Below are 22,104 nucleotides of genomic sequence, written 5' to 3' on the forward strand. Positions count from 1 at the left end.
GCGGACCCGGATGAGCCGGGTTCCGCGCCCGGATGTCAGCCGCTCAGAGCTCGCGCACCTCACCATTGATCTCGAAGGCGACCTGACTGTCCTGGATGAAGACCCGCACCGAGCCGCCGCCCAGCAGATCGCCAAATAGCAGCTCATTGGCCAGCGGCTTCTTGATCCGCTGCTGGATGAGGCGTGACATGGGCCGCGCGCCCATCTTGGGGTCATAGCCGGTCTCCGCCAGCCAGCGCCGCGCATCCTGATCGATGGTCAACGCGACCTTCTTCTCCTCCAGTTGCTGCTCGAGCTCGAAGATGAACTTGTCGACCACGTTGAGGATGGTGTCCTCGCCGAGCGGGCCGAACTGGACGGTAGCATCGAGCCGGTTGCGGAACTCGGGCGTGAAGTAGCGCTTGAGTGCTTCCATGCCATCGGTCGCATGATCCTGCTCGGTGAAGCCGATCGAGCGGCGCGAGGTCTCCTCGGCGCCGGCATTGGTGGTCATCACCAGCACCACGTTGCGGAAATCGGCCTTGCGTCCGTTGTTGTCGGTCAGGGTGCCGTGGTCCATGACCTGCAACAGCAGATTGAAGACATCGGGATGCGCCTTTTCGATCTCGTCGAGCAGCAGCACTGAGTGCGGATGCTTGTTGATCTGCTCGGTGAGCAGCCCGCCCTGATCGAAGCCGACATAGCCGGGCGGGGCGCCGATCAGGCGCGAGACGGTGTGACGCTCCATGTACTCCGACATGTCGAAACGTAGCAGCTCCATGCCCAGGATGCGCGCGAGCTGGCGCGTGACCTCGGTCTTGCCCACGCCGGTCGGTCCGGTGAACAAAAATGAGCCGATGGGCTTTTCCTCATGACCCAGCCCCGAGCGGTTCATACGAATCGCGGCGGTCAGGGCGTCGATGGCCGCGTCCTGACCATAGACCACCATCTTGAGATCGCGGTCGAGATTCTTGAGCGACTCGGCATCCGAGGCCGACACCCGCTTGGGCGGGATGCGCGCGATCTTGGCCACGATCGCCTCGACATCGGCCACATCGATGCGCTTCTTGCGCTTGGACGGGGTCATGAGCTGTACATTGGCGCCGGCCTCGTCGATGACGTCGATCGCCTTGTCGGGCAGATGGCGGTCGTTGATGTGACGTGCGGCGAGTTCAGCGGCGGCACGCAGCGCCGGTTGAGTGTAGGTGACCTGATGATGCGCCTCGAAGCGCGATTTCAGTCCCTTGAGGATGTCGATGGTCTCCTCGACCGATGGCTCCTCGACGTCGATCTTCTGGAAGCGACGCGCCAGTGCCCGGTCCTTCTCGAAGATGCCGCGATATTCCTGATAGGTGGTCGAGCCGATGCAGCGCAGATCGCCTGAGGCCAGCACCGGCTTGATGAGATTAGAGGCATCCATCACTCCACCTGACGCGGAACCGGCGCCGATGATGGTATGGATTTCGTCGATGAAGAGGATGGCGTGCGGCTGGCGCTTGAGCTGGGCGAGCACGGCCTTGAGCCGCTTCTCGAAGTCGCCGCGATACTTGGTACCGGCTACCAGTCCGCCGAGATCCAGCGAATAGATCACGGCGTTAGCCAGCACCTCGGGCACTTCGTTGTCGACGATTTTCTTCGCCAGGCCTTCAGCGATGGCGGTCTTGCCGACGCCCGCTTCGCCGACGAACAACGGATTGTTCTTGCGGCGCCGGCACAGGATCTGGATGGTGCGCTCGACTTCGGGCGCGCGTCCGATCAGCGGATCGATCCGGCCCTGACGCGCCATCTCGTTGAGATTGGTGGTGAAGCTCTCCAGCGGGCTGGCGCCTTCTTTTTCCTCGCCGCGCGCTTCCTCGGCCTCACCGCCGCCACCATGACCGTCCTCGTCACGATTCTCGCCCGGCACCTTGGAGATGCCGTGCGAGATGTAATTGACCACGTCGAGCCGGGTCACGTCCTGCTGATTGAGCAGATAGACGGCCTGTGAGTCCTGTTCGCTGAACAGCGCCACCAGCACATTGGCTCCGGTCACTTCCTTCTTGCCCGCTGACTGGACATGGAAGACGGCGCGCTGGAGCACGCGCTGGAAGCCGAGTGTCGGCTGGGTGTCGCGATCCTCGTTGGACGGGATCAGCGGCGTGGTCTCCTCGATGAAGGTCGCGATCTCGCGGCGCAACCGTTCGGCATCGGCACCGCAGGCCCGCAACACCTTGGCGGCGGTCGGGTTGTCGAGCAGCGACAGCAGCATGTGCTCCACGGTCATGTATTCGTGGTGCTTGGTGCGAGCCTCCTTGAAGGCCCGGTTCAGCGTGAATTCGAGTTCTTTGCTCAGCATCGGCCTGTCCCAAGGGTTGGATTCAACGATAAGCGGTATTCAGTCGTGGACGCGGTTCAGGCCTCTTCCATGGTGCACATCAGCGGATGCTGGTTGCCACGCGCATAGTCGTTGACCTGCGCGACCTTGGTTTCGGCGATGTCCTTGGTGAAGACTCCGCAGACTCCGACGCCCCGTGTATGCACGTGCAGCATGACCTGGGTCGCCTTTTCCCGATTCATACCAAAAAAGATCTCCAGAACCAACACCACGAACTCCATCGGGGTGTAGTCGTCGTTCAGCAACAGAACCTTATATAGGGGCGGGCGGCGCAATTTGGGACGGGCTTCCTGCACGCTCAGGCCGGATTCGCGCTCCTCGCCGGATCTAGGGTTACTCATGGGTATCAAGGTGTTCGTCGATGATGGGTCAAACAATGCACGTTTGACCATGGAAATCAAGTCACTATACTACCGAATCAGGGTGCCGTTCGTCGGATTCAAGTCCCGATGTCCGGTCAGGCCCAGGGTGTAAAGTGCGAGGACCACCCGCCAGGATGCGTCGTCGGCGCTGTGTCCTGTCACTACATAAAAAGCCGTCTTCAAGCGGCAATAACGATCCCGAAATTACCCTGAAGTGTGGAGTCTAGCGAGGAGTCCGTGATGATTACTGGTGTCGTTAAATGGTTCAACAACGCGAAGGGCTATGGATTCGTGCAACCCGAGGGACGTGAGGAGGACGTCTTCGTCCATTTCTCATCGATCGACATGGACGGCTACAAGACCCTGCGCGAAGGTCAAAAGGTCGAGTTTGAACTGACTGAGGGGCCGAAGGGACTGCATGCGGCCAATGTGCATCGCCTCATGTAAGGCGCGTATCAAGCCCCTCTCCCTCAAAGGAGAGGGGCTTTTCTGGAGTCCGGCTTACATCTTGTCGACGATGGCCTCGCCGAACTCCGAGCAGCTCAGCTTGGTCGCGCCATCCAGCAGACGATGCAGGTCATAGGTCACGGTCTTGGCCGCGATCGCCCCTTCCACACCCGTGATGATGAGATCGGCCGCCTCGGTCCAGCCCAGATGGCGCAGCATCATCTCGGCCGAGAGAATGAGCGAGGCCGGGTTGACCTGATCCTTGCCCGCGTACTTGGGTGCGGTGCCATGGGTGGCCTCGAACATGGCCACGCTGTCCGACAGGTTCGCGCCCGGCGCCATGCCGATCCCGCCGACCTGCGCCGCCAGCGCATCCGAGATGTAGTCGCCGTTCAGATTGAGCGTGGCGATCACGTCGTATTCCTTCGGACGCAGCAGGATCTGCTGCAGGAAGGCATCGGCGATCACGTCCTTGACCACGATCTCACGCCCGGTCTTGGGATTCTTGAACGCGCACCAGGGACCGCCGTCGATCTCCGTCGCGCCGAACTCACGCTGGGCCAGCTCATAGCCCCACTGCTTGAAGGCGCCCTCGGTGAACTTCATGATGTTGCCCTTGTGGACCAGGGTCACGGAGGCACGATCATTGTCGATGGCGTACTGGATGGCCTTGCGCACCAGACGCTCGGTGCCTTCGCGCGAGACCGGCTTGATGCCGATGCCTGAGGTCTCGGGGAAGCGGATCTTGGTGACGCCCATCTCGTTCTGCAGGAACTCGATGACCTTCTTGGCCGCCGCCGTGCCTTCCTGCCACTCGATGCCGGCATAGATGTCCTCCGAGTTCTCGCGGAAGATCACCATGTCGGTGTGCTCGGGTTCTTTCAGCGGGCTGGGCGTGCCGCTGAAATAACGCACCGGACGCAGACAGACATAGAGGTCGAGTTCCTGACGCAGGGTAACGTTCAGCGAGCGGATGCCGCCGCCGACCGGCGTGGTCAGTGGTCCCTTGATCGAGACCACGAAATCCTTGACCGCCCGGAGCGTTTCTTCCGGCAGCCAGACGTCCTCGCCATAGGTGCGCGTCGACTTTTCGCCGGCGTAGATCTCCATCCACTGGATCTGGCGCGCGCCGCCATAGGCCTTGGCGACCGCAGCGTCGACGACGGCGCACATCACCGGCGTGATATCGATGCCGATGCCGTCACCCTCGATGAAGGGGATGATCGGCTTGTCCGGCACGTTCAGTGAAAAATCGGCGTTGACGCTGATCTTCTCGCCGGTGGTTGGAACCTGGATCTTCTCGTAAGACATGGAGTCTTCTCTCTCTGGCCATAGAATCGGCCTATGCTATCACTCAGATCCACCCTTGCGCATCGCCCCGACCTGCTCCCCGGCGATCTCCAGCCGTCGTCCGGCGATCCAGACCAGCGCGATCACCGGCACCCCGATCAGGGTGGTGAAGACGAAGAAGCCCGGATAGCCGATGCCGTCGACGATACTGCCCGAATAGCCGCCGAGCACCTTGGGCAGAAGCGTCATCAGCGAGCTGAAGATGGCGTATTGCACCGCAGTGAAGGAGACATTGGTCAGGCTCGACAGAAAGGCGACGAAGGCCGCGCTCGCCAGCCCAGCGGCCAGATTGTCCGCGCCGACCGCCACATAGAGCAGCGTCACATCCGCGCCTGCATGCGCCAGCACCACGAAGATCAGATTGGTCGCCGCCGAGAGGATCGCGCCCAGCATCAGGATGCGCACCACGCCATAGTAGGTCGCCATCAGCCCACCGAGCACCCCGCCCGCGATGCTGACGAAGACGCCGAAGGTCTTGACCGCCGTGGCGATCTGCGGCTTGCTGAAGCCGATGTCCTGATAGAAGACATTGGAGATCACGCCCAGCACGATATCCGAGATCCGATACAGCCCAATGAGTGCCAGCAGCAAGAGCGCGGTCTTGAGACCGTAGCGGGCGAAGAAGTCGAGCACCGGCTCGATCCAGACCGCGCGCGCCATGGCCCGATTGATCGCGCCCAGGCGCACCAGCGCCCAACCGGCGAGCGCCGCCACGCCCACGGCCAGCGCGAAATGCAGGGTTTCCAGCAGAAACGCACCGAACGCACCGCCGCCGAGCCACTGCTTGAGATCGCCAAACAGCGTCCCGCTCAGAAAGAAGCCGCCGACGAAGGCGCCGGCCATGAGTGCGAACACCAGCACCAGGCGCAGATAGTCGCGCGTCGCATAGGTGAGCGTTTTGGGCCGATAGGTCTCAGGCTCGCGGATGATGAGCGTGGTGAGGATCCCAACCAGCATGACCGCCGCCATGATCAGATAGGTCAGGCTCCAGGCGGCGTAACTGTAACTCCCCATCTCCGAGCCGAACGCCGAGGCCAGCACCAGCGCGCCCGCGCCCGAGGCCACCATGCCGATGCGATAGCCGGCGATATAGGTCGAGGACATCAGCGCCTGGAGCCGGGGCGGGGCCGACTCGATGCGATAGGCGTCGATCACGATGTCCTGAGTCGCCGAGGAGAACCCGAGCAGCACCGCCGCCAGCGCCAGGCGCGTGAGACTGTCGCCGCCGCTGGCCGGATCGACCAGGGCCATGAGCAGGATGGCGCTGATGATCGCCAGTTGCGCGACCAGCAGCCAGGCGCGTCGTCGGCCCAGCCAGCGTGTCAGCCAGGGCAGGGGCAGGGTGTCGATCAGCGGCGCCCAGACGAACTTGAACGAATAGCCAAGCGCCGCCCAACTGAAGAAGGTCACGGCATTGCGCTCGATCCCGGCCTCGCGCAGCCACAGCGACAACGAGGAGAAGATCAGAAGCAGCGGCACCCCGGCCGCGAAGCCGAGCAGGAGCATGGCCAGCACGCGCCGGTCGAGCAATTCGCCGAGCGTCTGGCGCCAGTCGCGTGGCGCCGCCACTGAGATCGGCTCCATCCGTCAGCCCGCCTGCACGACCGCGAGCGCCGTCATATTGAGCAGGCCGCGCACCGTGGTGCTGGGCGTGACGATGTGGGCCGCCTGGGTCGTGCCGAGCAGCATGGGTCCGAAGGTCGCCGCATCGTCGAGCGTGCGCAGCAGATTGAAGGCGATGTTGGCCGCGTCCTGATTGGGCATGATGAGCAGATTGGCGCGTCCGCTCAGACGCGAGTCGGGGAAGCGTGCCTGACGCCCGACGGCATCGAAGGCCAGGTTGGCGTGCATCTCGCCTTCGACTTCCAGCTCGGGTTCCTGTTCGCGCAGTAAACACAGCGCCTCGGTCATTTTGGACGCACTCGGCGAGTCGTCGCTGCCGAAGTTGGAGTGCGAGACGAAGGCGACCCTGGGCGTGAGACCGAAACAGCGGATTTCCGCCGCGCACAGTCGGGTGATCTCGGCCAGATCCGCGGCGCTGGGGTCGATCTGGACATAGGTGTCGGCGATGAACAGCGGCCCGGACGGCAGCACCACGGCGTTCATGGCGGTCAGGCGGCGCACGCCGGTGGCGGTGCCGATGGTTTCCTCGACATGCTTGAGATGGCGTGAATAGCGTCCGACCAGGCCGCAGAGCATGGCATCGGCATCGCCACAGCGCACCAGGGTCGCGGCCAGCACCGTGGGGTCGTTGCGGATGTATTCGCGCGCCTCGTCGGGGGCATAGCCGCGCCGCTTGACCCGGTCGTAGAAGGTCCGCCAGTGGGTCTCGATCCTCGGGTTGTCGCCGGGAACGACGAGCTCGAAGTCGCGCTCCGGGCGCAGGCTCAGTCCGAGCGCCTGGAGCCGCTCGACGATCACCTCGGGGCGTCCGATCAGCATCGGGCGGGCGATACCTTCGCTCACCGCCTGCTGCGCGACCTGGAGCACGCGCTCGTCCTCGCCCTCGGCGAAGACCACGCGCTTGGGCGCGGCGCGCGCCTGGTCGAACACCGGCTTCATGGTCAGCCCGGTGCGATAGGCCCGATGCCGCAGCGACTGACGATAGGTATCCAGATCGGCGATCGGACGTGTTGCTGCGCCGCTGTCCATGGCCGCACGCGCTACGGCCGGGGCCAGATGCTCCATCAGACGCGGATCGAAGGGCTTGGGGATCAGATACTCGGGTCCGAACTGGAGCTGATGTCCGCCATAGGCCGCGCGCACGATGTCGGATGGCTCGGCCAGGGCCAGATCGGCGATGGCGCGCACGCAGGCAACCTTCATGGCCTCGTTGATCTCGCTGGCGCCGCAGTCGAGCGCGCCGCGGAAGATGAAGGGGAAACAGAGGACGTTGTTGACCTGATTCGGAAAGTCCGAGCGGCCGGTGGCGATGATGGCGTCGGGACGTGCGGCGCGTGCCAGATCCGGCATGATCTCGGGGACCGGGTTGGCCAGGGCCATGATGATCGGTGCCTCGGCCATCCTGGCCAGCCACTCGGGCTTGAGCACGCCGGCGGCCGAGAGTCCCAGAAAGATGTCCGCGCCCGCGATCGCCTGCTCCAGTGTGCGCTGCTCGGTCGCGATGGCGTAGCGGCCCTTGTAGGGGTCCATCTCCTCGGCGCGGCCCTGATAGACCACGCCGGCGATGTCGGTCAGGGTCACATTCGCCTTGGGCAGTCCCATCTCGACCAGCAGATCCACGCAGGCCAGCGCGGCGGCACCGGCACCGGCCGTGACCAGCCGTACCTGGCCGATGTCCTTGCCGACCACGCGCAGGGCGTTGAGGATGGCGGCGCTGACTACGATCGCGGTGCCGTGCTGGTCGTCGTGGAAGACCGGGATACCCATGCGCTCCTTGAGCGCGCGCTCGATGATGAAGCAGTCCGGAGCCTTGATGTCCTCCAGATTGATGCCGCCGAAGGTCGGCTCCAGCCGTGCCACGGTCTCGATGAAGGCTTCGGGATCGCGCTCGTCGATCTCGATGTCGAAGACGTCGATGTCGGCGAACTGCTTGAACAGCACCGCCTTGCCTTCCATCACCGGCTTGGAGGCCAGCGCCCCGATCGCGCCCAGACCCAGGACGGCGGTGCCATTGCTGATGACGGCGACCAGATTGCCGCGTGTGGTGTAATGCGAGGCGGTGAGCGCGTCCTGTTCGATTTCGCGGCAGGCGGCAGCCACGCCGGGCGAATAGGCGAGCGCCAGGTCGCGCTGGTTGGCCAGCGGCTTGGTGGCCTTGATCTCCAGCTTGCCTGGCTTGGGATAACGGTGATAGTCCAGGGCGCTTTGATCAAATTCGTCCGACATGTGAGGCTCCGGTGAGGTGTGCGCTGGGGCGATCTGTTGTGCGAATGATTATGTTGCAACGCAATATGGCTTTGCAAAGCTCACGCAAGGTTCAACGACGCGCGTTGCGTGGCTGTGCCGGTACAATCCTGACAGCTCTGACGCCATTGTCGACCGTCCGGATGATTTTCGACTCAATCATATAGGCACTGACGAGAGAACAGGAGAGGCTGAGCGTATGACATGGGAAGCCTGGCTGGCGTTGAGTCTGGTTGTGGGTGTGATCGGATCCCTGGCGCTGACGCGCTGGCCGGCTGATCTGGTGCTGGTAGGCGGTGTGAGCATTCTGTTGCTGGCCGGTGTGCTGACTCCGGCTGAGGCCCTGCAGGGTCTGTCCAATCCGGGCGTGGTGACGGTCGGCGTGCTCTATGTAGTCGCGGCCGGTCTGCGCGAGACGGGCGCCATCGGCTGGCTGGTGCAGGGCGTGCTGGGCCGGCCGCGCACCCTGGCCCGTGCTCAGATCCGGCTCATGACGCCGGTCATGGGTCTGAGCGCTTTTCTCAATAACACGCCGGTCGTGGCCATGTTTCTGCCGGCGGTCAACGACTGGGCGCGTCGCAACCGTCTGCCGCTCTCCAAGCTGCTCATCCCGCTGAGCTATGCCTCGATCCTGGGCGGAACCTGTACGCTGATCGGCACCAGCACCAATCTGGTCGTCAATGGACTCATGGGGGCGCAGGGTGATCTGCCGACCCTGGGGCTGTTCGAGATCGCCTGGGTCGGCCTGCCGTGCGCGCTGGCCGGTCTGCTGTATCTGGTGATCGGCGGGCGCTGGCTGCTGCCTGACCGGCGTCCGGTGATGAGTGATCTCGACGATCCGCGTCAATACACGGTCGAGATGCTGGTCGAGTCGGGCAGCCCACTGGCCGGACGCACCATCGAGGCGGCCGGTCTGCGCCATCTGCCGGGCGTCTATCTGCTCGAACTGGAACGCGACGGCGAGATCCTGCCGGCGATTGCGCCGCACCAGCGCTTGCAGGCGCGGGATCGACTGGTGTTCGTCGGGGTGGTGGATTCGATCGTGGACTTGCAGCGTTTTCGCGGTCTGGTGCCGGCCTGTGATCAGGTGTTCAAGCTCGACGTGCCACGTCCTGAGCGCTCGCTGACCGAGGCCGTGGTTTCGGATAGCTGTCCGCTGGTGGGCAAGAGCATCCGCGAGGGGCGCTTTCGCAGCCGCTACGAGGCGGCGGTGATCGCGGTGGGGCGCAATGGCGAGCGTCTGTCGGGCAAGCTCGGCGACATCGTGCTGCGACCTGGTGACACGCTGCTCATGGAGGCCGATCCGGGGTTCGTCGAGCGTCAGCACAATTCGCGCGATTTCTTCCTGGTCAGTCAGATCCCGGATTCGCATCCGTTGCGTCAGAACCGCGCGCTGCTGGCGGTACTGATCCTGGTGGCGATGGTGATGGCGGTCACGCTCGGCTGGCTGCCGATGTTGCAGGCGGCGCTGCTGGCCGCCGGGCTGATGCTGGTGACGCGCTGTCTCGGCTCCCAGAGTGCGCGGGCGGCGATCGACTGGCGGGTGCTGATTGCCATTGCGGCGTCCTTCGGACTCGGGCGCGCGCTGGAGGTCACGGGGGCGGCCGGTTTCATCGCCGAGCAGTTGGTCGGGTTCGCCCGCGACGAGCCCTGGGTCGCGCTGGGGCTGATCTATCTGGTGACCATGCTGTTCACCGAACTCATCACCAACAATGCGGCGGCGGTGCTGATGTTTCCGATCGCGCTCTCGACGTCGCAGACGCTGGGAGTCGCCTTCATGCCGTTCGCCGTGGCCATCATGATGGCGGCCTCGGCCAGCTTTTCGACGCCGATCGGCTATCAGACCAATTTGATGGTCTATGGTCCGGGCGGCTATCGCTTTTCGGACTATTTCCGGGTGGGCATTCCGCTCAATCTGCTCATGGCCGCTATCACCATCAGTCTGGCGCCGCTGGTTTGGGGGTTTTGAGGCGCCTCGGCCTGCCCTTCCCCCGTTGATAATATTAAGGATTATTTGCTGTGAGCCAGCGGGCTGGTCATGAGTTGATCCAGCTCCAGAGGCCCAGTGAGAAGCCTGGGAAGAGGTTGATGTACTCTCCGTTCTCCGGGAGCGAGTGCCGCGAAACCCACCGAACCCACTGCTCCCGGTTTTTCCGACTTGGTACTTGCAGCGTATTGTCCGCCAATCTAGACTACAAAAGTAGTAAATTTTTGGGAGTGAGAGACATGGGCATGCCAGTACGTATTGACGAATTCCTCTACGAGGACGCCAAGCGCCACGCTAAAGCGGAGTGTCGGACCATCGCCGGTCAGATCGAGTTTTGGGCCAAGCTCGGCAAGGCCGCGCTGGATAATCCGGATTTACCGGTGGATTTCGTGCGTGATCTCCTCATCTCGCGTGCTGAGCCGCGCGATCAAGCAACACCCTTTGTTCCTGAAGGGCGTCGATCAGAGAGCCATGATTGAGGTCTGCCAGTCGAATGGTTTCCGCCGCGCCTACAAACGCCTGAATCCGAATCAGAAGGCGGATGTGGACGATGCTGTCTCAGCTATCGTGAAAGATCCAACGCAGGGCGAAGCAAAGAAGGGTGACCTCGATGGCGTGTTTGTCTACAAGTTTCAATGTGTCGGCAGCCGCTTTTTGCTTGCCTACGAGTACGACCCCCAGACACGGTGGCTGCTGTTAGTTGGAGCGCATGAGAATTTCTATCGGGATCTGAAACGCTAAATGTCCCGGCAATCCGCTCATAAAGATCTACTCAAAATGACACGAAGCTGAATCCTCGTGAAATGATTGCGCGCGATGACGAGCGGATGGGAGGGTGCAGAGGCTGAGGAAGAGGTCGATGTCGGCGGCGGATTTGGCGATGTAGAGCGCCAGGAGTCCGAGCAGGGTGCAGAGGGCGAGGAATCTGCAGGGCAGGATCCTGGCGCAGGGCTTGGAGGGGGGCGTGTTCGGGTGTGGTTTGGAGTGTGTCCATCGCTGATTTGGCTGTTGAGGTGCGGCTTGGGGGGGCGGCGAGCGTGCCGCCTGTTCCATGGAGGGGTTGCTGCGCGCGCTGAAGGTATCAAAAACAGTCTCCTGTGTGTATTATCCGCGCCTTCGGAGGATCCAGGGTCTCCGTGATTCAATGGTCCGTGGTTCGACAGTTCGTGAGAGGGAATCGTCGCCTGTCGCCGTGTTTGCCCAAGTACGTCAGGCTCCTGTCTGCTGGCTCGCTCTGACTCAGGTGCCGCTCCATCGGAGATACATGAATGAAGTGGACAGAGATTCAGGTTGAGTATCCAGACAAATGGCTTGTTGTCGAGGCAATCCGATTCCATGAGGAGGGAAACGTTTTCGTCGCCGATGACCTGGCCGTGGTCGAGCTCTGTCAGGATGGCGCCGCCGCATTTGCGGCTTATCGGCGTCTTCATCGTGCTGATCCCACCCGCGAATTTGTGTTCGCACATACGAGCCGCCAAGATTTGCGGATCGAGGAGCGACACTGGATTGGTGTTCGAGCGGGCGCATGAAGCTCGTGCTCCGCGACTCCTTGCTGTTTGTACCGGTGACGTTGATCTATCGCGGCGTCAGGCTGGATATTGACGATGTGTTGATCGATACCGGTTCGGCCACCACGCTGCTGTCGCGCCTCTGGGCATTTATCCCGAAACCACTGATGTCCTGCGTCGAATTCGGGGAGTGGGTGGAGTGGAGTATGTGTTTTCCAGGCGAGTCGATGCGATTTTCATCGGGGAACACGAAATCTCATGGCTGGAGATCGAATTCGGCGGATTGGACTATGGCTTCAAAATGAATGGCATATTGGGATTGGAGGCGTTGCTGCGGGCAGGCGCCGTTCTTGATCTCAAGCATCTGACCATCGAATGTTCAGCCGGGTAGATACGCATCGCGTACCTTTCACCTGGCAAGCGGTACGGACGCCGCTTGGATACATGGATCGCTTGATTCAACCGCCGCGCTTCTTCCCGGAACGAGGCGGTTTTTGATGCCTTGGCGGAACGGTACTACGGAACTGTCGACCATAATTGATGCGTTTCACCACGACGATGACGGTGGTTGCGTATCCGAGCGAGCGCGGTCTGCCGGTGCATCAGGTCGCGCCCAATCTCACGGCCTATGACGACAATGGTCAGGTGATCGCCGAGGTCGATCTGAATTTCTTGGGCATGGAAAACCGTAAAGAACGCGGACACCCTTGCTAGGTGATGAGCGTCTAGCGTTTCGTGAACAAGCTCAATGCCGGACCTTGCGCGGCGGTGTCGGGACGATCTTGACGGTTTTAACGCCATTGTCGGCCGTCTGGATGATCTCCAGCGGGTGATCGGCGAGCTTGAGGCTGGTTCCAGGCTCGGGGATGGTTTCCATGTACTCCAGGATCAGCCCATTGAGCGTCTTAGGCCCGTCGGTCGGCAGCTCCCAGCGCAGCGCGCGATTGAGGTCACGCAGACTGATGGCGCCATCGACGAGCAGGCTGCCATCCTCGGCGCGATGGATCTCAGGGAGGCTGTCGGACGGGTCAGTGGTGAACTCGCCGACGATCTCCTCCAGCAGATCGGTCATGGTGATGAGGCCCATGAAATCACCATACTCATCGACGACCAGTCCGACCTGCTGTCTGGCGCGTTGAAAGTTGAGCATTTGCTGGTAGAGCGGCGTGCCCTCGGGGACGAAATAAGGCTCGCGGGCGATCGCGCTCAGCGACGCCTTGTTCAATCCCTGATCCAGCATCGCATGCAGGGCATTGCGGGCGTGGAGTACGCCGATCACGTTGTCGATGCTGCCATCGTAGAGCGGCAGCCGCGTATAGCTGGTGTTGCGGATCGTCTGGAGGATCTCCTCCTCGCTGTCGCTCAGATCGATCCCCTCGACTTCATTGCGCGGGATCATGATGTCCTCGACGGTCGCATTCTCCAGATCCAGGATCGCCAGCAGCATGGAGCGGCTGCGTTCCGGGATCATGGCCCCGGCCTCGCTGACCACGGTGCGCAGTTCCTCACGGCTCAGATCGGTCGGCGGCGCGCCCTCAGGAACGATTCCGATCAGCCGCAGAATGCCGTTGGTGAACAGATTGACGAACCAGACGATGGGGTAGAGCAGCTTGAGCAACGGCCTGTAGACATAGGCGGCCGGAAAGGCAAGGCGCTCCGGATGCAGGGTCGCATAGGTCTTGGGCGCGACTTCGGCGAAGATGAGGATGACGAGCGTCAGGAGTCCAGCCGCAATGCCAATCGCCGCCTCGCCGCCGAGCCGCAACGCGATCACGGTCGCCAGTGACGAGGCCATGATGTTGACGAAGTTGTTGCCAAGCAGAATGAGCCCGATCAGTCGGTCTGGACGGTCGAGCAGGCGGCGGGCAATGCGCGCCCCGCTGTGACCGCGTTCGGCGAGATGCTTCAACCGGTAGCGATTGATCGTCAGGAGCGCGGTCTCGGAACCTGAGAAGAAGGCGGAGAGACCGATAAGGACGACGAGCGCGATGAAGAGTCCGGGCAGTGAAAGTTCGTTCACGATATACCAAGCTGTGGCCGAGATTGCGGACATTCTAAACTGCTTGCACGCGCCTTGCCCTTTCCGCATGGCGCCGAGTGGGGCATACTCCGCGCCTTTTCGTACAGGGGCCCGCCATGTTCAAGAATGCACGTTTCTTTCGGTTGGATCAGCCGTTCGAGTTTACGGCCGCCGAGCTGGAGGAGGCTCTGGGTGGTCGGCGCTTCCGTCCCTGTGGCCCGATCGAGACCGCGACCCTGGGCTGGACCTCGCCGCTCGGTGAGGAGACCTCGGCGCTGGTCCAGGCCGTGAGCGGCTGCTATCTGATCTGTGCGCGCCGGCAGGAGCGGTTGCTGCCCTCAGCGGCGGTGGCCGAGGCGCTCGATGAGCGGGTGAGCGAGCTGGAAGCGGGCGAAGCGCGCGATGTCGGACGCGCCGAGCGTCGGCGTCTACGCGAGCAGATCATCAACGAGATGCTGCCGCGCGCCTTTACCCGTTCGCGTCGGACTCAGCTCTACATCGATACTGAAAGCGGCTGGCTGGTGGTAGATGCATCGAGCGAGAAGCAGGCCGAGGATGTGGTGTCACTGTTGCGCGAGACGCTCGGTTCGCTGCCGGTCAAGCTGCCCGATCCGGCGCGGCCGGCGGCCAATGTGCTGACGAGCTGGCTGCTGGAGGACGGTGCGCCGAGCGATTTCGTGGCGGGCGATGCCTGTGAACTGCGCGATGTCGATGAGAAGGCGGGTGTGGTGCGCTGTAGCCGTCAGGATCTGGCGAGCGAGGAGATTCTCAATCATCTGCGTGCCGGCAAGCAGGTGACCAAGCTGGCGCTGGAGTGGGATGAGCGTTTGAGTTTCACCCTGGCCGACGATCTGTCGCTCAAGCGGCTGCGGGTGGGGGATGCGCTGCTGGAGGAGCTGGACGGCGACGATATGGATCCGGCGCAGCGGTTGGATGCGGAGTTCGTGATTCTGGCGTTGCAGGTGCGTCAGTTGATCGTGCGGCTCGATGAGGTGTTTGGCCTGCTGGCGCCAAACAGTCCGGCCGTGCCTAAGACCTCTGCGAGCAGGCTGGATGCGCCGTTCTGAGGTTGGACTTGGGCATGATACCGGCTTCCGGGTCGGGTGTCGGCGGGCGGGGGTGTCGACCGCATGGAGGCGGTCGTCAAGCCTCCAGGGATGGATTCACGGCGTCCCCCGCCCACCGTCACCCGACCCTCCCTCACGAGCATTGAGCGTCAATGGGCGCGGGCTTGTTAGGCGTAGAAGCCCTGGTACCACTCGACGAAGCGTGCGACGCCGACCGAGACGGGCGTGTCGGGTTTGTAGCCGGTGTCCCGGACGAGATCGGCGACGTCGGCGAAGGTGTCGGGGACGTCGCCGGGTTGCAGCGGCAGCAGTTCCATCTCGGCTTTGCGACCCAGGCACTGTTCCAGCACGCCGATGTATTCCATCAGTTCGACCGGCTGGTTGTTGCCGATGTTGTAGACCCGATAGGGCGCGCGGCTGCTTGCCGGGTCGGGTTGGGCGCCTGTCCAGTCGGGATTGCCGGCGGGCACACGGTCGAGGACACGGATCACGCCTTCGACGATGTCGTCGACATAGGTGAAGTCGCGTCTGTGTTTACCGTAGTTGAAGACCTGGATCGGTTCGCCGGCGAGGATGGCGCGGGTGAACTTGAACAGCGCCATGTCCGGCCGGCCCCAGGGACCGTAAACGGTGAAGAAGCGCAGTCCGGTGGTCGGGAGCTGGTAGAGATGGCTGTAGGTGTGGGCCATCAGCTCGTTGGCCTTCTTGCTGGCGGCATAGAGGCTGAGCGGATGGTCGACATTGTCGTGGACCGAGAAGGGCATCTCGGTGTTGGCGCCATAGACCGAGCTGCTGGAAGCATAGACCAGATGCTCGACCTCGTGATGGCGGCAGCACTCCAGGATGTTGGCGAACCCCACCAGGTTGGTGTTGACATAGGCCATGGGGTTTTCGATCGAGTAGCGCACGCCGGCCTGGGCGGCCAGGTTCACCACGCGCTCGGGCCGCTGGGTGCGGAAGACCTCGGCCAGTCCGGCGCCGTCCTCGATGTCGAGTCGCACGTCGGTGTAGTTCGGATGGTCGAGGGTGCGTGCCAGCCGGGCTTCCTTGAGCCGGACGTCGTAATAATCGTTGAGATTGTCGACCCCGATCACCGTGTCGCCACGTTCGAGCAGGCGCAGTGACAGGGCCGAACCAATGAAACCGGCGCTGCCGGTGACCAGGATCTTCATCGAAACTCCAGATTCAGAGGTTTACAACCGCCCATCGACCAGTTCGCGCGGGAGCAGCTGTTTGACGTCGTAGAGGATCGCGCCCGGCTTGCCGAAGGCGCGGAGGCGCTCAACGCCCCAGTCGGCGAATTCGCGATGAGCGACGGCCAGAATGATGGCGTCGTAAACGCCGTTCTCGGGCTGATCCAGCAGCTTGAGACCGTATTCGTGCTCGGCCTCGACTGGATTGGCCCAGGGGTCGTGGACGTCGCAGCTCAGGCCATAGTCCTGCAACTCGGCGAGGATGTCGACCACGCGCGTGTTGCGCAGATCCGGGCAGTTTTCTTTGAAGGTCAGGCCCAGCACCAGCACCCGGCTGCTGTGATCTAATCCGTTGCGCCGGACCATCAGCTTGATGACCTCGCTGGCGATATAGGCACCCATGCCATCGTTGACGCGCCGTCCGGCCAGGATGACCTCGGGGTTGTAGCCGATTTCCTGGGCCTTGTGGGTCAGATAGTAGGGGTCGACGCCGATGCAGTGTCCGCCGACGAGTCCGGGTCGGAAGGGTAGGAAGTTCCACTTGGTCCCGGCCGCCTCCAAGACCTCCAGCGTGTCCAGTCCCAGCCGGTTGAAGATCAGCGCCAGCTCGTTGATGAGCGCGATGTTGAGATCACGCTGGGTGTTCTCGATCACCTTGGCCGCTTCGGCGACGCGGATGCTGCTGGCCAGATGGGTGCCGGCGGTGATGATGGAGCCGTAGAGCGCGTCGACGAAGCGCGCGACCTCGGGTGTGGAGCCGGAGGTGACCTTCTTGATGGTCGTCAGTCGGTGCGACTTGTCGCCTGGATTGATGCGCTCGGGGCTGTAGCCAGCGTAGAAGTCGCGATTGTAGGTCAGTCCTGAGACCTGCTCGACGATGGGGATGCAGACCTCCTCGGTCGCGCCCGGATAGACGGTCGACTCGAAGATCAGGATCATGCCGGGCTTGAGGATGGAACCGAGCGCGCGGCTGGCGGATTCGAGCGGGCTGAAGTCCGGCTGTTTGTGGGCATTGATCGGTGTGGGGACGGTGACGATCAGGACGTGACAGTCGGCGAGTGATTCGATGGAATCCGCATATTCGAGTCGACTGGCGGTGCACAGCTCGTCGGGTTCGACTTCGAGCGATGAATCACGCCCGGCGCGCAGCTCGGCGATGCGCGCGGCATTGATATCGAAACCGATGGTCCGATACCGCTTACCAAACTCGACCGCAAGCGGCAGACCCACATAGCCGAGTCCCAGGATACCGATCTGGGCAGTGGCGAGATCCGAATGAAAGGCAGCGTCCACGTTGAGCTCTCCTGAAATCTGTCGACTCGACGATGTTGAGCGGGCACTGGCATTCTAGGTGACGCTCTCTTCCCTGACCAGTCCGATGGACATGGACCCGATCGGGCCGGCAGCGCGCCGCGCTATCCGTTGCCAGCGAAGATCCGGTAGGCGGGGTTGTCGGTCTCGTCCCAGTGCGGATAGCTCAAATCAGCGAGCGAACGCGCGAAGTCGTCGTACTCGGCCGGCGGAATCTGCACCCCCATGAGCACCCGCCCATAGGCCGCGCCATGATTGCGGTAGTGGAAGAGACTGATGTTCCAGCGCTTGCCGAGTCCGCTCAAAAAGTTGAGCAGCGCGCCCGGACGTTCGGGAAACTCGAAGCGCACCAGCCGCTCATGCTCCAGTCCGAGCGCATGTCCGCCGACCATGAAGCGGATATGCTGCTTGGCCGTTTCGTTGTCGGTCATGTCGAGCACCTTGAAGTCCTTGTCGGCCAGGCGCGCGATAAGCTCGGCGCGTTCCTCCTCGCCCTTCGACAGCTCGATGCCGACGAAGACTTGGGCGCGGTGGCTGTCAGCATAGCGATAGTTGAACTCGGTGATCTGACGCTTGCCGAGCGCCCGACAGAAGCTGAGAAAACTGCCCGGACGCTCGGGGATCTCGACGGCGAACAGTGCCTCGCGGTGCTCGCCGAGTTCAGCGCGCTCGGCGACATGGCGCAGCCGGTCGAAATTGATGTTGGCGCCGCTCTCGATGGCGACCAGATGGGCGTCGCGCGTGCCCGTGGTCTCGACCCAGCGCTTGAGTCCGGCCACGGCGAGGGCTCCGGCCGGCTCAGCAATGCCGCGGGTGTCGTCGAAGATGTCCTTGATCGCGGCGCAGATCTCGTCGGTACTGACCAGGACCACCTCGTCGACCCGCTCGCGCGCAACGCGGAAGGTCTCCTCGCCGATCAGCCGCACCGCCACGCCATCGGCGAACAGCCCGACCTGGGGCAGGGTGACCCGTTCACCGGCAGCCAGCGCGGCATGGAGCGTCGGTGCGTCCTCCGGTTCGACGCCGATGATCCGGACCTCGGGATAGAGCCATTTGACATAGGCCGCGATGCCGGCGATCAGCCCGCCGCCGCCGACCGGGACGAAGATCGCGTGCGGCGGCTCGGGGTGCTGGCGCAGGATCTCCATGCCGATCGTGCCCTGACCAGCGATAACGTCCGGGTCGTCGAAGGGATGGATGAAGGTCAGACCCTTCTCGGCGACCAACTCCATGGCATGGGTATAGGCCTCATCATAGGAATCGCCATGGAGCACTACCTTGCCGCCGTGCGCACGCACCGCCCGCACCTTGATCGCCGGCGTGGTACGCGGCATGACGATGGTCGCCTGGAGGCCGAGCCGGCTGGCACCGAGCGCCACGCCCTGGGCATGGTTGCCGGCGCTGGCGGCGATGACGCCACGCGCGCGCGCCTCAGCATCGAGATGAATGAGCTTGTTGTAGGCCCCGCGCAGCTTGAAGGAGAACACCGGCTGCAAGTCCTCGCGCTTGAGCAGGATGGTGTTGTTCAGGCGGGTCGAGAGTCGCGGCGCCAGCGTGAGCGGCGTTTCGACGGCGACATCATAGACGCGCGCCTTGAGGATGCGATCGACGTAGGAATCGGGCATACGGATCTCAGATACGGCTCGGGATGGCGCAATGGTACAGGATTCGTCACAGCGGAACGTCCCGGCGCGCTTGGAGTCCCAGTCTCCGGCCTCCATCTATGGACCAGTCACGGCGAAGCCGGCACGAACGATCCGACGCCCCAATCGGGTGCGTCATGGGCGATTGCAGATGCGATCCTGTCGACCACCCGCCGGAGGTGCGTCCTCTGTGGGGCAGGAACCGGTGCTTGACGCACCAATTCAGTGCGGATTAGGGTTGTTCGTCACTGGAGTCCGCGCGCTGGATCGCGACTTGGCATCCGCTTCCCGATGGCTCGATCATTGCTTCTATATCGAACATCATCCCAACCGCGTCTCCGATCCGACTCAGGGGTCGGGACCAAGCCCGACACGAGTCCCGGATCTCGCCTGTCGTGACCGGCGCGGCTGACGATCAACATCCGCTTCCGAGTGAGGTATGAGTCCATGTCGATCTTCGAACGCTATCAGGCCCGCTACGAATCCTCCCGCGAGGAGGTGTTGAGCCTGAATGAGTATCTGGAGCTGTGCAAGGCCGACCCTTCGGCCTATGCCGGCCCGGCCGAGCGGTTGTTGATGGCGATCGGCGAACCCGAGCTGATCGACACCCGCGACGATCCGCGTCTGAGCCGCATCTTCCAGAACAAGATGATCCGCCGCTATCCGGCCTTCGCTGAGTTCTACGGCATGGAGGAGTCGATCGAGCATCTGGTCTCCTATCTCAAGCATGCCGCGCAGGGGCTGGAAGAGAAGAAGCAAATCCTCTATCTGCTCGGCCCGGTCGGTGGCGGCAAATCGTCACTGGCCGAAAAACTCAAGGAATTGATGCAGGAGCGGCCCTTCTACGCCATCCAGGGCTCGCCGGTGTTCGAGTCGCCTCTGGGCCTGTTCTCGCCCGAAGAGGACGGCGCCATCCTGGAGGAAGACTACGGCATTCCGCGTCGCGCGCTGCGCACCATCATGTCGCCCTGGGCGGTCAAGCGGCTCCAGGAGTACAACGGCGACATCACTCAGTTCAAGGTGGTCAAGCTCTATCCCTCGATCCTGGAACAGATCGCGGTGGCCAAGACCGAGCCGGGCGACGAGAACAACCAGGACATCTCGGCGCTGGTCGGCAAGGTCGATATCCGTCAGCTCGAACGCTTCGCCCAGAACGACGCCGATGCCTACAGCTACTCGGGCGCGCTATGCCGGGCCAATCAGGGCCTGATGGAGTTCGTCGAGATGTTCAAGGCGCCGATCAAGGTGCTGCATCCGCTGCTCACGGCCACCCAGGAGGGCAACTACAACGGCACCGAGGGTCTGTCGGCGCTGCCTTACCAGGGCATCATCCTCGCGCATTCGAACGAATCCGAGTGGCAGAGCTTCCGCAACAACAAGAACAATGAGGCATTCCTCGACCGCGTCTTCATCGTCAAGGTGCCCTATTGCCTGCGCGTCAACGAAGAGGTGCGGATCTACGAGAAGCTGTTGCGCAACAGCTCGCTGGCGGCCTCGCCCTGTGCGCCTGGCACCCTGGAGATGATGGCGCAGTTTTCGGTGCTCACACGCCTGAAGGAACCGGAGAATTCGAGCCTGTTCTCCAAGATGCGCGTCTACAACGGCGAGAACCTGAAGGACACCGACCCCAAGGCCAAGTCGGTGCAGGAGTACCACGACTATGCCGGGGTCGACGAGGGCATGAGCGGGATCTCGACGCGCTTCGCCTTCAAGATCCTGTCGCAGGTGTTCAACTTCGACCACAGCGAGGTCGCGGCCAATCCGGTGCATCTGCTCTATGTGCTGGAGCGCCAGATCACGCGCGAGCAGCTGCCGCCCGAGACCCAGGAGCGCTATCTCGGCTTTCTCAAGCAGTATCTGGCCCCGCGCTATGCCGAGTTCATCGGCAAGGAGCTGCAGACGGCTTATCTGGAGTCCTATGCCGAGTACGGCCAGAACATCTTCGACCGCTATGTGACCTATGCCGATTACTGGATCCAGGATCAGGAGTATCGCGACCCGGACACCGGCGAGATGATGAACCGCGCCATGCTCAACGAGGAGCTGGAGAAGATCGAGAAGCCAGCTGGGATCTCCAATCCCAAGGACTTCCGCAACGAGATCGTCAACTTCGTGCTACGCGCGCGCGCCAACAATGCCGGCTCCAACCCGAAATGGACCAGCTACGAGAAGCTGCGCGTGGTCATCGAGAAGAAGATGTTCTCCAACACCGAGGATCTGCTGCCGGTCATCTCCTTCAATGCCAAGTCCTCGGTCGACGAGAAGAAGAAGCACGACCAGTTCGTCGACCGCATGACCGACAAGGGCTACACGCCCAAGCAGGTGCGGTTGCTCTCGGAGTGGTATCTGCGCGTGCGCAAGTCGCAGTAATCGTTGCCTCGATTCGACCAGGACGCCATCGTCATGCCGATCATCTCGATGTTTTATGGAATCATCATCCGCCTCTATCTGATGGACCAGAAGCACCACAATCTGCCGCATATCCATTCCAAGTATGCGGAGTTCGAGGCGGCTATCGGCATCGACGACGGCGAAATCCTGGCCGGCGAGTTGCCGCGCAAACAGTTGCGACTGGTGCAGGCCTGGATCGAACTGCATCGAGATGAGCTGCTGGCCGATTGGGAGATCGCGGCCAGCGGTGAAAAGCCCTATAAGATCGCGCCGCTGTGAGGTCGCCACATGTATTGGGATGTGAACGTCGTCAAGCCGCTGTCGGATTTTCGTCTCTATGTCGAAATCGCAGACGGGCGCCGGGGTGTCTTCGACATGAAGCCCTATCTCGATCATGGCGTCTTTCGCGAGCTGCGCGATGTGGGCTATTTCAATCGCGTCGGCATCCTGTTCGGAGCCGTGACCTGGCCGAACGAGCAGGATATCGCCCCCGAGACGTTGATCGATGAAATGCAGCCGGTGGAATCGGACACACTGAATGAGATCCTGAGTCCTGATGACATCTCACGCCGCGTTCGACATCCGGAACCCGAATGCTAGTCGCC

General features: G+C 62.6%; 20 protein-coding genes. 11 read left to right on the forward strand and 9 right to left on the reverse strand.

Annotated features, from left to right (window positions below):
• Positions 1 to 43 precede the first annotated feature (43 nt).
• Together clpA and clpS are read right to left on the reverse strand one after the other, a co-directional pair.
• Positions 44 to 2,314: an ATP-dependent Clp protease ATP-binding subunit ClpA gene (gene clpA / locus GJ668_RS04820; protein ID WP_155448987.1), complete on the reverse strand. Its 2,271-nt coding sequence runs from the start codon at positions 2,312 to 2,314 to the stop codon at positions 44 to 46.
• 56 nt (positions 2,315 to 2,370) lie between these two features.
• Positions 2,371 to 2,694 carry an ATP-dependent Clp protease adapter ClpS gene (gene clpS, locus GJ668_RS04825; RefSeq protein ID WP_155448988.1) on the reverse strand — a complete coding sequence of 108 codons (324 nt, stop codon included), beginning with the start codon at positions 2,692 to 2,694 and terminating at the stop codon, positions 2,371 to 2,373.
• Between the two features lie 261 nt (positions 2,695 to 2,955).
• Here clpS and GJ668_RS04830 point away from each other — a divergent pair, with 261 nt between their 5' ends.
• Entirely contained in the window at positions 2,956 to 3,162 is a 207-nt protein-coding gene (locus GJ668_RS04830; RefSeq protein WP_155448989.1) for a cold-shock protein, read from the forward strand.
• A gap of 54 nt (positions 3,163 to 3,216) precedes the next feature.
• On the opposite strand, the gene icd is transcribed toward GJ668_RS04830, so the two are convergent.
• The 3 genes from icd to GJ668_RS04845 are packed head-to-tail and all read right to left on the reverse strand — an operon-like array spanning position 3,217 to position 8,361.
• Complete coding sequence (gene icd / locus GJ668_RS04835; protein WP_155448990.1) at positions 3,217 to 4,473, reverse strand: NADP-dependent isocitrate dehydrogenase; 1,257 nt, start codon at positions 4,471 to 4,473, stop codon at positions 3,217 to 3,219.
• A gap of 39 nt (positions 4,474 to 4,512) precedes the next feature.
• Positions 4,513 to 6,096: an AmpG family muropeptide MFS transporter gene (locus tag GJ668_RS04840; protein ID WP_155448991.1), complete on the reverse strand. Its 1,584-nt coding sequence runs from the start codon at positions 6,094 to 6,096 to the stop codon at positions 4,513 to 4,515.
• A gap of 3 nt (positions 6,097 to 6,099) precedes the next feature.
• Positions 6,100 to 8,361: an NADP-dependent malic enzyme gene (locus GJ668_RS04845; protein WP_155448992.1), complete on the reverse strand. Its 2,262-nt coding sequence runs from the start codon at positions 8,359 to 8,361 to the stop codon at positions 6,100 to 6,102.
• 217 nt (positions 8,362 to 8,578) lie between these two features.
• Here GJ668_RS04845 and GJ668_RS04850 point away from each other — a divergent pair, with 217 nt between their 5' ends.
• The 6 genes from GJ668_RS04850 (at position 8,579) to GJ668_RS20065 (ending at position 12,588) form a co-directional block, all read left to right on the forward strand.
• Positions 8,579 to 10,348 carry an SLC13 family permease gene (locus GJ668_RS04850; RefSeq protein WP_155448993.1) on the forward strand — a complete coding sequence of 590 codons (1,770 nt, stop codon included), beginning with the start codon at positions 8,579 to 8,581 and terminating at the stop codon, positions 10,346 to 10,348.
• 257 nt (positions 10,349 to 10,605) lie between these two features.
• Positions 10,606 to 10,845, forward strand: a complete 240-nt coding sequence (locus GJ668_RS04855) for a ParD-like family protein (RefSeq protein WP_155449024.1) — start codon at positions 10,606 to 10,608, stop codon at positions 10,843 to 10,845.
• Positions 10,838 to 11,107 (forward strand): type II toxin-antitoxin system RelE/ParE family toxin, encoded by a 270-nt coding sequence (locus tag GJ668_RS04860; RefSeq protein WP_155448994.1) that lies wholly within the window; start codon positions 10,838 to 10,840, stop codon positions 11,105 to 11,107. Before GJ668_RS04855 ends, GJ668_RS04860 begins: the two co-directional genes overlap by 8 nt.
• 527 nt (positions 11,108 to 11,634) lie before the next feature.
• Positions 11,635 to 11,895, forward strand: coding sequence for a hypothetical protein (locus GJ668_RS04865; RefSeq protein WP_155448995.1), 261 nt, complete (start codon positions 11,635 to 11,637; stop codon positions 11,893 to 11,895).
• Positions 11,892 to 12,179, forward strand: a complete 288-nt coding sequence (locus GJ668_RS04870; protein WP_155448996.1) for a hypothetical protein — start codon at positions 11,892 to 11,894, stop codon at positions 12,177 to 12,179. Before GJ668_RS04865 ends, GJ668_RS04870 begins: the two co-directional genes overlap by 4 nt.
• Positions 12,180 to 12,414: 235 nt before the next feature.
• Positions 12,415 to 12,588, forward strand: a complete 174-nt coding sequence (locus GJ668_RS20065) for a hypothetical protein (protein ID WP_186342891.1) — start codon at positions 12,415 to 12,417, stop codon at positions 12,586 to 12,588.
• A 31-nt stretch (positions 12,589 to 12,619) separates the two neighbouring features.
• Here the strand turns inward: GJ668_RS20065 and GJ668_RS04880 are convergent, their stop codons facing one another.
• On the reverse strand, positions 12,620 to 13,894 hold the full coding sequence (locus tag GJ668_RS04880; RefSeq protein ID WP_186342892.1) for a CNNM domain-containing protein: 1,275 nt from the start codon (positions 13,892 to 13,894) through the stop codon (positions 12,620 to 12,622).
• A gap of 116 nt (positions 13,895 to 14,010) precedes the next feature.
• On the opposite strand from GJ668_RS04880, the gene GJ668_RS04885 reads away from it, so the two are divergent.
• On the forward strand, positions 14,011 to 14,961 hold the full coding sequence (locus GJ668_RS04885; RefSeq protein WP_155448998.1) for a recombination-associated protein RdgC: 951 nt from the start codon (positions 14,011 to 14,013) through the stop codon (positions 14,959 to 14,961).
• Positions 14,962 to 15,128: 167 nt separating this feature from the next.
• Here GJ668_RS04885 and GJ668_RS04890 read toward each other — a convergent pair whose 3' ends face one another.
• From GJ668_RS04890 to ilvA, 3 genes are all read right to left on the reverse strand, one after another.
• Positions 15,129 to 16,133, reverse strand: a complete 1,005-nt coding sequence (locus GJ668_RS04890; protein ID WP_155448999.1) for an NAD-dependent epimerase — start codon at positions 16,131 to 16,133, stop codon at positions 15,129 to 15,131.
• Positions 16,134 to 16,154: 21 nt separating this feature from the next.
• On the reverse strand, positions 16,155 to 17,447 hold the full coding sequence (locus GJ668_RS04895; protein WP_186342893.1) for a nucleotide sugar dehydrogenase: 1,293 nt from the start codon (positions 17,445 to 17,447) through the stop codon (positions 16,155 to 16,157).
• Between the two features lie 122 nt (positions 17,448 to 17,569).
• On the reverse strand, positions 17,570 to 19,186 hold the full coding sequence (gene ilvA, locus GJ668_RS04900) for a threonine ammonia-lyase, biosynthetic (protein WP_281350183.1): 1,617 nt from the start codon (positions 19,184 to 19,186) through the stop codon (positions 17,570 to 17,572).
• 369 nt (positions 19,187 to 19,555) lie between these two features.
• On the opposite strand from ilvA, the gene GJ668_RS04905 reads away from it, so the two are divergent.
• From GJ668_RS04905 to GJ668_RS04915, 3 genes are read left to right on the forward strand one after another with little or no spacing between them, the layout of a single operon-like run.
• Positions 19,556 to 21,478 carry a PrkA family serine protein kinase gene (locus GJ668_RS04905; protein WP_155449001.1) on the forward strand — a complete coding sequence of 641 codons (1,923 nt, stop codon included), beginning with the start codon at positions 19,556 to 19,558 and terminating at the stop codon, positions 21,476 to 21,478.
• 3 nt (positions 21,479 to 21,481) lie between these two features.
• Positions 21,482 to 21,778, forward strand: coding sequence for a DUF4160 domain-containing protein (locus tag GJ668_RS04910; protein ID WP_343032177.1), 297 nt, complete (start codon positions 21,482 to 21,484; stop codon positions 21,776 to 21,778).
• A gap of 9 nt (positions 21,779 to 21,787) precedes the next feature.
• On the forward strand, positions 21,788 to 22,099 hold the full coding sequence (locus tag GJ668_RS04915) for a DUF2442 domain-containing protein (protein WP_155449002.1): 312 nt from the start codon (positions 21,788 to 21,790) through the stop codon (positions 22,097 to 22,099).
• Positions 22,100 to 22,104 lie beyond the last annotated feature (5 nt).

Source organism: Allochromatium palmeri (genome assembly GCF_009720725.1).
In the GTDB taxonomy this organism is placed as follows: domain Bacteria; phylum Pseudomonadota; class Gammaproteobacteria; order Chromatiales; family Chromatiaceae; genus Thermochromatium; species Thermochromatium palmeri.